Annotated in this window: 9 protein-coding genes; 3 read left to right on the forward strand and 6 right to left on the reverse strand. The window is 48.3% G+C overall.

Going from position 1 to position 11,025, the window contains the following annotated elements; translation table 11 throughout:
• Positions 1-124: 124 nt before the first annotated feature.
• From recR to JMX98_RS08920, 3 genes are all read right to left on the reverse strand, one after another.
• On the reverse strand, positions 125-718 hold the full coding sequence (gene recR / locus JMX98_RS08910) for a recombination mediator RecR (RefSeq protein ID WP_105246608.1): 594 nt from the start codon (positions 716-718) through the stop codon (positions 125-127).
• 182 nt (positions 719-900) lie between these two features.
• Positions 901-1,230: a YbaB/EbfC family nucleoid-associated protein gene (locus JMX98_RS08915; protein ID WP_201586012.1), complete on the reverse strand. Its 330-nt coding sequence runs from the start codon at positions 1,228-1,230 to the stop codon at positions 901-903.
• Between the two features lie 94 nt (positions 1,231-1,324).
• Positions 1,325-2,614 carry an O-succinylhomoserine sulfhydrylase gene (locus JMX98_RS08920; protein WP_201586013.1) on the reverse strand — a complete coding sequence of 430 codons (1,290 nt, stop codon included), beginning with the start codon at positions 2,612-2,614 and terminating at the stop codon, positions 1,325-1,327.
• Between the two features lie 530 nt (positions 2,615-3,144).
• On the opposite strand from JMX98_RS08920, the gene JMX98_RS08925 reads away from it, so the two are divergent.
• From JMX98_RS08925 to dusA, 3 genes are all read left to right on the forward strand, one after another.
• Positions 3,145-4,764, forward strand: a complete 1,620-nt coding sequence (locus JMX98_RS08925; RefSeq protein ID WP_201586014.1) for a phospholipase D family protein — start codon at positions 3,145-3,147, stop codon at positions 4,762-4,764.
• A gap of 515 nt (positions 4,765-5,279) precedes the next feature.
• Positions 5,280-6,533 (forward strand): MFS transporter, encoded by a 1,254-nt coding sequence (locus JMX98_RS08930; RefSeq protein ID WP_227680101.1) that lies wholly within the window; start codon positions 5,280-5,282, stop codon positions 6,531-6,533.
• 183 nt (positions 6,534-6,716) lie between these two features.
• Positions 6,717-7,688 (forward strand): tRNA dihydrouridine(20/20a) synthase DusA, encoded by a 972-nt coding sequence (dusA, locus tag JMX98_RS08935; RefSeq protein ID WP_201586016.1) that lies wholly within the window; start codon positions 6,717-6,719, stop codon positions 7,686-7,688.
• A gap of 89 nt (positions 7,689-7,777) precedes the next feature.
• Here dusA and JMX98_RS08940 read toward each other — a convergent pair whose 3' ends face one another.
• The 3 genes from JMX98_RS08940 to sppA all read right to left on the reverse strand — a co-directional run bounded on the left by JMX98_RS08940 (position 7,778) and on the right by sppA (position 10,918).
• Positions 7,778-8,572 carry a CPBP family intramembrane glutamic endopeptidase gene (locus tag JMX98_RS08940; protein ID WP_201586017.1) on the reverse strand — a complete coding sequence of 265 codons (795 nt, stop codon included), beginning with the start codon at positions 8,570-8,572 and terminating at the stop codon, positions 7,778-7,780.
• Positions 8,573-8,744: 172 nt separating this feature from the next.
• Complete coding sequence (locus JMX98_RS08945; protein WP_201586019.1) at positions 8,745-9,695, reverse strand: alpha/beta fold hydrolase; 951 nt, start codon at positions 9,693-9,695, stop codon at positions 8,745-8,747.
• 167 nt (positions 9,696-9,862) lie between these two features.
• The gene (sppA, locus tag JMX98_RS08950) at positions 9,863-10,918 is read right to left on the reverse strand and encodes a signal peptide peptidase SppA (protein ID WP_201586021.1); all 1,056 of its coding nucleotides are present in this window, start codon (positions 10,916-10,918) and stop codon (positions 9,863-9,865) included.
• Positions 10,919-11,025: the final 107 nt, after the last annotated feature.

Consider the following 11,025-nt stretch of genomic DNA (forward strand, 5'->3'; position numbering starts at 1 on the left):
GGACTCTTTTTTGCCGCTTCATCGTTAAAAATAAGCGCTTAGAATGACTAAACTTATTATTTTTAACATCGAATCGCCTAAAAAATAGTCGCTGTCAGTGCCATGGTCGAATGTTCAACACGCCCTATAAGAAAGAGCGATTTTGCATGGCTTGCCCGAGGGTCATACTATCGAGGTACTCAAGCTCGCCGCCCATCGGTACGCCTTGTGCCAAACGGGTAATTTTACTGACATGACGACTGACCGCTTCACTGATAAAGTGGGCGGTAGTCTGGCCTTCGACCGTGGTACCTGTCGCCAGTATCAGCTCCGCCACTGGCTCCTGTTTGACTCGCCACACCAGCTGATCGATGTTTAAATCATCAGCACTGATGCCATCTAGTGGTGACAGATGACCACCTAAGACGAAATAACGACCACGGTAACCTGCCGTTTGCTCTATCGCCATCACATCGGCGGCGGTTTCGACCACACACAACAGCCCATCATCACGCCTCGGATCTTGGCATAATGGACAAATCGCCTCATCACTGAAGCTATGGCAGCGCTGGCACTCAACGATATCTCGCATTGCTTCATCCAGCGCTTGCGCGAGCGCCATGCCTTGCGGGCGTTTTTTGGTCAGCAAATGGAGCGCCATACGCTGGGCGCTTTTTTGTCCCACGCCTGGCAAGATACGCAGCTGTTTGACCAGCTGATCAAATTTGGCTGTCAGCAAAGTGTCTTCCTTTTTTAACTTCATGTATAAATCGTAGCTATAAAAATGGGGTCGTATCGTGTCGATAACAACCCCATTTTTGTGTTCAGCGTGCTGTTTTTGGCGGCTAAAGGCTTTATATTTCACATGTTTTTTTAAAACCATGCCAGATACTTGCTTTGCTTAGCCTGCCCTTGAGCTATTTAAAACAAGCCTTGCATACCTGGTGGTAGACCCATACCTGAGGTCGCGCTCGCCATGGTTTGCTCATATAGCTCGTCGGCTTGACGTACTGCATCATTGATCGCAGCAGCGATGAGGTCTTCGATCATATCTGGCTCGTCGTCTAATAAGCTAGGATCGATGGTCAAACGCTTGACCACGTGACGACCAGTCATGGTGACTTTGACCAGACCACTGCCCGCTTCTGCTTGTACTTCTTTGTTAGCCAGCTCTTTTTTGGCGTTTTCAACGTTTGCTTCGACTTTCTTTTGCATCGTTTGTGCTTGTTGCATCAATGCTTGAATATTCATAATCGCCTCTTGGTATTTTATGGAAATACGTAACGTAATGCGTCGGTTTTCATCACGTCACGTTTATGCGTTGACGGTGATTATACCGTTATCTTTACAAACTGTCTAAGCCGCGCGCCAAATCTTTGATGATATCTGCCACGTCCTCCAACCCAACCGACAAACGAATGAGACTGTCTTTGACACCCGCTTCTGCGCGCGCCTCAGCGCTCAGGCGAAAATGGGTGGTGGTGGCAGGATGAGTGATGGTGGTTTTGGCATCGCCCAGATTATTGGTGATAGAGAGCATTTGAGTGGCGTCTATCACATGCCAAGCAGCTGCTTTTGCATCCTTAATACCCGCATCAGGGCGGGCTTGCGGCTTCACCTCAAACCCCATGATAGCGCCGTAGCCACCTTGCATATGATGTTGCTGCGTGGCAAGCGCGTGGGCGGGATGATCGCTTAAGCCTGAAAAATGCACGGTACTGACATTGGGGTGATTGGCCAAAAACTCTGCCACTTGATTGGCGTTTTGGCAGTGCGCCTGCATACGCAGCTTTAGCGTCTCAAGCCCTTTGGTAAAAACCCACGCGTTGAACGGGCTCATACTGATACCGCCTGAGCGCACCACGGTAAAGGCATCTTGCATCAGCTTATCACTACCGACCAGCGCGCCGCCCAACACGCGACCCTGACCGTCTAGATATTTGGTCGCCGAGTGAATCACCACATCCGCGCCCAAATCTAATGGCCGTTGCAGCGCCGGCGTCGCAAAGCAATTATCAACGACAAGTAATATACCATTGGCTTTACACAGCTCGCTTAAATAGCCAATATCACAAATTTGCGCGAGTGGATTACTTGGGCTTTCGCAATATATCACTTTGGTGTTTGGCTGCACCGCTTTTGCCCACGCGTCATTATCGAAGCAATCGACATAGCTGACCTCGACCCCAAACTTTGTCATGTAATTATTAAACAGCCCAATCGATGAGCCAAATAGCTGATTGGCCGCCAGCAGATGGTCGCCTGCTTTTAGGTAGGCCAAACACATGGTCAAAATCGCGCCCATGCCTGAAGCGGTGGCTACCGCGCGCTCGCCATTCTCAAGCGCAGCCAAACGCCGCTCAAAAGTACGCACGCTAGGATTGGTATGACGTGAGTACACGTTACCTGTTTTGCTACCGTTAAAGTGCGCAGCAGCATCGGCGGCCGACGCATAAACATAAGAGCTGGTGGTAAAAATAGCCTCTGAATGCTCGCCTTCATCGGTGCGATGGTGCCCAGCTCGTACCGCGATGGTTTGCATACCATAATCAAGGCCTAAATCGAGCGCATCGCTGCGCCAGTTTGGATCCAGTGTATTTAAGTTTTTATCATTCTGCGTGTGCGACTGACTCATATATCTTCCATTGCCTTGGGGAGTACTGTGGCGTGTCCTCCACTCAGTCGATTATCACCTACACGGGCTGATGAGGGCACGCCTTAAATTGATAAGGGGTGATTGGTAAAATGACGGCATATCTTTGTCGATCTTACCCATCCGCCTTATCATAGCATGTCAACTTATTCCACACATCTGGTTTCAAAGGCCAGCTAAATCGTATTTTTGCATACTCAGCCCAGCGGCACACGAGCGCGTACCAGACCCACTATTACTTTGGGAGAGACGCTGCAATACGCTGAGCCATTTAACAAAAATAACGTATTTATAATAGGCAGATATAGCAACAACTGCTAAGCTTAGCGTCGATTTCGAGTTAGTCTCAGATTTTACCTGACGCAGTACTATTATCGATTTGCTAATCAATGCTATTATTTCAAAACCTCTATTTTTTGTGGTCATAGACAGCGTAACGATAAGGTCGCTGTCCGACCACACCCAGCAAACGACTTAATTCGTAAATACAGGCTCATTAAGGTAAATCCGTCATGTCGATGTTTAGTATAGATCCAGCCAACTTCTCACTGAGCCTAACCCTCGGACTGACATTGGGACTGAGCGCCTGTCAGAGCCTACCCAAGCAGCCGCACCTGCCCGAGAGTCAAGCGCTGTCTGCACGCATCCATGCACTGTATCAAGCAAAAAACAGCAAACCCTCCGAGCAAACAGATTTGGTCGCCGCCATCAGCGAACAAAACGATATCCACCCAGACTTATCAGGCTATCACCCGATTGTCACTGGAGCCAATGCCTTTGCCTCTCGCAGCATCTTGACGGGTATGGCCACCCGCAACATCGATGCCCAGTATTATATCTGGCACAATGACCAAGCCGGCCAGCTAATGCTCAAAGACTTGTGGGAAGCGGCTGAGCGCGGGGTAATCGTGCGCTTGCTACTCGATGATTTTAATAATAATGCTGAATTTGATCAGCATTTATTGCGCTTTGCCAGTCATCCAAATATCGCGGTACGCATCATCAACCCCTTGATGCACCGTAAGTTTCAAACCCTAAACTACGTCACAGGCCTGCCTAGAATCAATCGGCGCATGCACAATAAGAGTATGACCTTTGACAAGCAGATTACCATCATCGGTGGACGTAATATCGGCAATGAATACCTAAGTAACGATCAAAATAGCCAGTTTGCTGATCTGGATGTCTTGCTCATCGGCAAAGTCGTGGCCGATATTGATAATAGTTTTGCCAGCTATTGGTCGTCGCCGCTGTCGTTTGACATCGAGACGCTCGCGACCCTCGGCGATGGCGCAGCCACTGATTTTTTGGCAGCGCTAGACAAGATTGGTCAAGATAAAAAACACCATGCCAATAGCAGCTTGACCGTCTATAAAGCAGCGATTGAAGAGTCGACCATAGATGAGGACTTAGTGAGCAAGCGGGTGCCGTTTCGTTGGACAGACATGCAGTTTTTGAGTGATGATGTCGGCAAGCTGAGCAAGGCCGTCCCTGCCGATACTAATTTGGTGCATCAACTGCGTACCCTGCTCGGCAGCCCGACCAAAAAACTGACCATCATCTCATCTTATTTTGTCCCGACCAAAGACGGCGTCAACACCTTAGTACAGCTGGCCAATGCTGGTATCGATATCAAAATCTTGACCAACTCTTTTGATGCAACGGATGTCACCGCTGTACACTCAGGCTACAGCCAGTGGCGGCCAGCGCTGCTGCGCTCAGGCGTAAAAATCTATGAGCTCAAATCCACCGCTGCTGAAGAAAAGCGTGAAAACAAGCTATGGAAAGCCCGCAGTCAATCCTCAACCAGTCTCCATGCCAAAACCTTTGCCGTTGATGACTATCAAGTGTTTATCGGCTCATATAACGTCGACCCACGCTCTGCCAATATCAATACCGAGATGGGCGTGATCATCAACGACGACGAGCTGGCAAGACAGCTGCATGGCGCGCTCAGTGATGACTTGCTCAATCAAGCTTATGAGGTAAAGCTGCTAGATAACGGTCGCCTGCAGTGGCACACCATGGAAAACGGCGAAAAGGCAGTGTACGACTCAGAGCCGCGAGTCGACATGAGTGACCATGTCTGGCTGACCATCATGTCTTGGTTGCCGATTGATTGGTTATTGTAGTACTCAGGCGGGGCTTTGATTCACTCGATAATTAGGGCGTGTTGAACATTCGCAAATAGGCACTACTGATCGCTAAAATTGTTCCAGACAAGGCACAAAGCGACGATAATGCAGATGCCTTAGTGAGATTTGTAACGCAGTATGGGGCAATTTTAGCATCAGCCCCAACGATAAAAGCAGGGGACAGGACTCTTTTTTGCCGCTTCATCGTTAAAAATAAGCGCTTAGAATGACTAAACTTATTATTTTTAACATCGAATCGCCTAAAAAATAGTCGCTGTCAGTGCCATGGTCGAATGTTCAACACGCCCTATTTCAATGGGCTAAAAATAGCGAAACACTCTGAATATTACTGTCTTGACGCTTCCCTTTTTTATTGGGAGGTGTCAGTTTTTATCATGCGGATTATCTAGAGGATAATCGGCTTAACAACCACATTAGCTTGTGGTGTGGATGCGTGATTTACTATGCCTAATCGTTCTCAATATGCCCTGATGTCTACGAAAGATAGAAACATGGTATTGTTTATTTGCTTTAGTAGCGCCGTCGCGTTTTTTGATTTTTTGATTTATTTATATATCTCAGACATCGTGGCATCGGCGCTGTTCCCCGTCAATAGCAACCCCAATATTGCTCGGCTACAAGGGTTAGGACTGTTTGCCGTCGGTTATCTTGCTCGTCCATTCGGCGGTGTTTTGCTGGGGCGCTATGGAGATATCAAAGGGCGTAAGTTTACTTTACTCGTCAGTATGCTCGTCAGTGCCATCAGTTTGCTAGTCATGGCTTGTTTGCCGACCTATGCACAGTGGGGACTGATATCGCCTGCTTTGTTTATCCTGTTGCGGCTCATACAAGGAATGGCATTTGGCCTGTATGTGCCCTTGGCTTGGGTATTTGTGGCCGAGCACATGCCCCGTCAGTATTTGTCGGTTGCTTGTAGTTATGTCACGGCCAGTTTTTTTGTGGGTGTGTTGTTTTCAAATGCGTTTTTTATGTGGTTGTCGAACGTTATGACCACTGAGCAATTGGTCGACTATGGCTGGCGACTGCCGTTTTTTGTGGCAGCCATACTGAGCTTTTTGCCGCTATTGGCCTGGCGCTTGGTCCGTGAAACGCCTTTTTTTACGGCCATGCTAGCATCAAAACCACCAAACTATGTCGCCAAACCCTTGACGCTGCTGTCTAAGCACTGCAAGCACTCTGTCTTTATTGGGATGATTTTGACCTTAATCATCTCCAGCATCACCACAGTCGTTGTCATTTTGCTGCCCGACTTGATCAAGCTGCGCTTTAACCTAGATGCGGATTTGTTTGGGTTTTCACACAGTCTGGGCATTGTGTTTATGATTTTTGGCTGTGTTTTTTATGGGATGTTATCGAACTACCAAAACTTTGGTAAAATTCTTGCCGCAGGCTCCGCGCTACTTATCGCCATGATTTTTGCTTTCTTTTATCATTTAGACGCTGGTGGCGATTATATCTTGATCATGTACGCCCTCTTAGGCTTTTGCTCAGGTATTATTGGCATGATGCCAGCTATCTTGGTACAGCTGTTTCCGACCAATGTACGTCTAACTGGCATGGCACTTTGTTATAATGTCACGTACGGCATCGTCGGTATCTCGATTCCTTTTGGACTCGGCTATGCCACGACTCTAGTGAGTTTCTCTCCGGCTCTCTACGTTGCATTTATCGGTTTTATCGGTATCATCATGGGTCTTTATTTTTACAACTTGCCCGAGTTTAAAAAGATTGAGCATGTAATCTAATCGCGACCTAACGGGTCGCAGCCTCGGTCGTGTCTTAGCTTTATAGATGATGGATGATACATACGGTGTCATGGTAGCTGCATGACGCTTTTTTTATGCGCTTAAGACCCCATAAACCAAACCACGCTTATACATTTAGCCACTACTACACATTTAACGACTCTTTATTAAGGCCCCACCCCTATGGTTGATATGAGCAATAAACGACTCTCTGTTGCCCCTATGATTGATTGGACAACGACAGATTATCGTTACTTTGCGCGGTTGTTTAATCCGCATGTTTATCTTTATACTGAGATGATCAGCACGGGTGCACTCATCCATGGCAATCGCGATCGGCATCTGCGCTTTGATGCGCTTGAGCATCCATTGGTGTTGCAACTGGGCGGCGCCGACAATAGCGAGATGACGCAGTGTGCTGAGTTTGCCCAGCAGTATGGCTATGATGAGGTCAATATCAATGTGGGCTGCCCATCTGACCGTGTGCAGCACAATAAAATAGGCGCTTGTCTGATGGCGGAGCCTGAGACGGTTGCTGACTTGGTCAAGCATATGCAGGCTGCGGTCGATATTCCTGTAACCGTCAAGCACCGTATCGGTATTGATGATTTTGACAGTTATGAGTTTATGGTGGACTTTGTCGAGACAGTAGCAGCGGCTGGTTGTACACGCTTTATTGTCCATGCGCGTACCGCTTGGCTACAAGGCTTGAGCCCCAAACAAAACCGTGAAATACCGCCCCTGCGCTATGACGACGTGTACCGCCTCAAACAAGACTTCCCTACGCTCGATATCGAGATCAATGGTGGTATCGACACCGTCGCCGATATCGAGGCACATTTGCAGCACGTTGATGGGGTGATGATTGGGCGGGCGTTTTATCACAACCCTTACTTGCTGGCAGAGGCCAATGGTCTGTGGGGGGCGCCTACGCCCAAGCGCTCAGAGGTTTTGGCGCAGCTCCTCCCCTATCTAGAAACACAAATCGCTAAAGGCGAAGCGCTGCCTACGATGACGCGGCACTATCTGGGTTTGTTTCAAGGACTGATGGGCGCGCGTAAATGGCGACAAGCCTTAAGCGGCAAACCGCAGCTAACGCTCGACGATGTCAAGCAGGCAGCTGATGAGGTGTTGGCGCTCAATCCTGATGTATAGCCGTACTGATTAAGACCACATGGATTGACACCACATGAACTTAAGTAATGTGGTGTTTCGCGCAGTAATTAGCCATTAATAATTACTACTTAAACCACTTGCGCCAGATACTGCCACATAGCAGCGCCATTATTGATGATATGTAGTAGTATCGGCAGCAGCAGCGAGCCTGACTTAAAACGCGCATAACAAAATATCAATGCCAGTACCACAATGGTACTGATCTCATAGACGCCGTACTGCACATGAATGACCGCAAATATCAAACTGGTCACGACGCTTGCAACAACTGCCCCGCGCGGCGATAAATGTGATAAATTATCTGTATCTATAAACTGCTCAGCGATTGCCGACCACAGGAGCCCGCGAAATATCAGCTCCTCATAAACAGGCGCGACGATCACCATTGCAAACACCAATAGCCACACCGAGCTGACAGACTGATACAGCGGATCGACAAACACCAGCGGCGTCTCACCCAACACATACGTCAAGGCCTGACTGCCAATCATAAACAGCAATAACACCCCAAGCATACCTATGCCGACTGCGAGTGAAAACGGCGTTAGTGCCAGATAGTGCCGCACGTTGCCGCCCCTGATACCAATCAGCAAACCGCTCATAGCGACTAACAAAACACAGCCTATGAGGATAGAGAGGCTGACGACCGTGCCATCATTACTGCCAAAATAAAAAATATCAGCCATGCTGGCGCTTTTACCAGTGGGCAATACCAACTTGCCAGCGATATAAACCCCTAATAGCTGACTGATAAAAAACGCCATCACCACCCCTACCGTCAGCACAAACGCGCCCAAACACGAAAACAGTGGCGGTTGTTTTGTGATAGAGGTTTGATGGTCGATGGTCGTGTTTTTTTGCATAAATCGTCACTTAAAGTAGCACACTGCCTAGCTATTTATAGCCTATATGGTGAGTTCAGTATAAAAATGATACAGTGGGACTGGGATAAATTTTATGCAGCATCGAGCAGCGCAGGCATAGCTCGCAAGGAAAATTTATACCAGTGCCACGTTGACCTATCATGTATCTGTTTTATTTAGAATTGACTATAGCCTGTATCTGTCGAGGTATAGGTGGTTGGTTTTCGCCGCTAGGCTTTAATTGCTGCTCAATCAATGATAGTACGTGCTGCGCGACTGACTCTGGGTACTCAAGTGGGAACATATGACCGCCTGCATGGGTCTGGTACGCAATGCCTAGCCGCGATTGAACTTGCTGCGGAAAGCGGCGCTTTAAAAACAAGCTATCCTCGCCGATAATCAGCGTCACAGGTACCTTAGGGCCACGATTGGGCGTCAGCCAATACCAAGAAGGATTGGTACGAAACACCGCCACCTCACTGGCTTTGGGGATGGCCAGTGTCACCTTGCCATCGGCGCGCTCGTGCAATCCATGCTCGATATAGCCCTGAAAGCTGCGCTCATCAAAATTCTTAAAAAAACCTTTATGACGCATTTTTTCGTAGGCTGCCTCTCGGCTGTCCCAAACATCACGGCGACGTTTCGATATCCCAGAGGGCGACAATGCGTCCATTAGGCGGTTATTCATAAGCGGCAGTCTGTCTATTGTTTTGGCCATATGCCAAAGTAGACTGGTTTTGCCATAAATCCATGGCGGATCCATCAGCACCGCTTGGGCAAAGTGCTCAGGCGCGCGGTACAGTGCCTGCAAGGTACACATCGCGCCAAGCGAGTGACCCACTGCCACCACTTGAGTCACGCCATGCTTGTCACACGCGTTTTTTACGCTATCAATAACCTGCTGCGTCAGGCTGCGCCAATGATTATCCACCGGATAGCCAGGAGTATCGCCCAGCCTGGCGATATACTCAATGGTAAAAAACTCAGATAAATGCTCAAAAAACGGCTGATAGACCGCGCTTGGCATACCATTGGCATGGGCAAAATGCAGCACAGGCTTCTGGGTTATTTTTGAGATGGGCAGTGCGGCGCTAAAGGTCTGCAATTCGACTTCATCATTCATAACAAGCTCTCATCAGATCCTGATCAAATGTGATAATGTAGTTTATATGGTTTACGTTATTTGTCATTGGTATGGCAGATAATGAATGTGAAATGTGACATACCAATGAGGCTGAGCATACGCCCAGCCTCAACCATCATACACAATCGTATGAAAACATACAGTACCTAGCGCATCTGCGCGTTACCCTCTGATTGTGGCAGCACATCAAGGCCGATGCTCGAACCCACGCCAGCGCCCAACTTAACAGCAAAGCGGTCCATAAAGAGCTGGAACGGATCGGTTGGGCTATAGTTGACGACATTGTCTAGCTCTAGCTGCTTCTCTAAGCTGGCGATGCTGCCTTTTTTATCTGCCAAACCCAGCTCTATGGACTGCTCACCTGTCCAAAAAAGGCCTGAAAATAGCTTGTTTTGTTCAGGGTTTTTTAGACGGTCACCGCGGCCTTCTTTTACAGCGTTGATAAAGTGCTTATGAGTGTTGGCCAGTACTTTTTCGACATGATTTTCTTCATAGTCGGTCAGTGGGCGTGACAAGCTTAAAATATCTTTATACTCGCCTGCGGTGATGGTACGGTCTTCGACACCAAACTTATCCATCAAGCCTTCGATATTATAGCTTGGCATAATCACCCCGATAGAGCCGACGAGGCTTGACGGATTGACATAAATCTCATCAGCAGCAGACGCGATATAGTAAGCGCCTGAGGCACCGACATCACCGATAACGGCATAGAGTTTTTTGTCTGGATATTCTTGACGCAAGTCCATCATCGTCTGCCAAATCTCATCAGACTGTACGGGCGAGCCGCCAGGCGAGTTGATGTCTAAGGCGACCGCTTTGGCATTGCTGTTTTCAAAGGCGCGGGTCAGGGCTTCATTGACGTCATACGCGTTGGCCACATCGCCACTGCTAATGACCCCTTGTAGCTCGACCACAGCCAGATGCGGCTTACTGGTATCGACATCTTCGAGCCCCGTTGGCGCTTTGCTGCTGCAACCACGGCCCAAGGTCAAAAATATCAGTAAAATATAGCCAAAGGTTAATAGCTTAAAGAAAATCCCCCAACGACGGGCGCGGCGCTGCTCAACCACACTGGCCAACAAGGTATTTTCTAGTAGTCGCCATTCTTGCCCGCTTGGTTGGCTTGGCTGCTGTATTGGCGTTGGTTGATTTGGGGTATTATCAGGACGTTTGTTAGGGTCTGGTGGCCAATTGGGCATATAACTTCCTAAGTCAGAAACAATCTAAAACGATAAAAAAAACAGCATATAAGCACACATGGGCCGCGATACTTTGCCCATGATGCCTTTATCCATTGATATCAGCT

Source organism: Psychrobacter sp. HII-4 (genome assembly GCF_904846595.1).
Taxonomy (GTDB): domain Bacteria; phylum Pseudomonadota; class Gammaproteobacteria; order Pseudomonadales; family Moraxellaceae; genus Psychrobacter; species Psychrobacter celer.

Coding starts and splice junctions, on each gene's coding strand:
- JMX98_RS08915 (WP_201586012.1), bottom strand. CDS start 1,230: ATGAATATTCAAGCATTGATGCAACAAGCACAAACGATGCAAAAGAAA.
- JMX98_RS08920 (WP_201586013.1), bottom strand. CDS start 2,614: ATGAGTCAGTCGCACACGCAGAATGATAAAAACTTAAATACACTGGAT.
- JMX98_RS08925 (WP_201586014.1), top strand. CDS start 3,145: ATGTCGATGTTTAGTATAGATCCAGCCAACTTCTCACTGAGCCTAACC.
- JMX98_RS08930 (WP_227680101.1), top strand. CDS start 5,280: ATGGTATTGTTTATTTGCTTTAGTAGCGCCGTCGCGTTTTTTGATTTT.
- dusA (WP_201586016.1), top strand. CDS start 6,717: ATGGTTGATATGAGCAATAAACGACTCTCTGTTGCCCCTATGATTGAT.
- JMX98_RS08940 (WP_201586017.1), bottom strand. CDS start 8,572: ATGCAAAAAAACACGACCATCGACCATCAAACCTCTATCACAAAACAA.
- JMX98_RS08945 (WP_201586019.1), bottom strand. CDS start 9,695: ATGAATGATGAAGTCGAATTGCAGACCTTTAGCGCCGCACTGCCCATC.
- sppA (WP_201586021.1), bottom strand. CDS start 10,918: ATGCCCAATTGGCCACCAGACCCTAACAAACGTCCTGATAATACCCCA.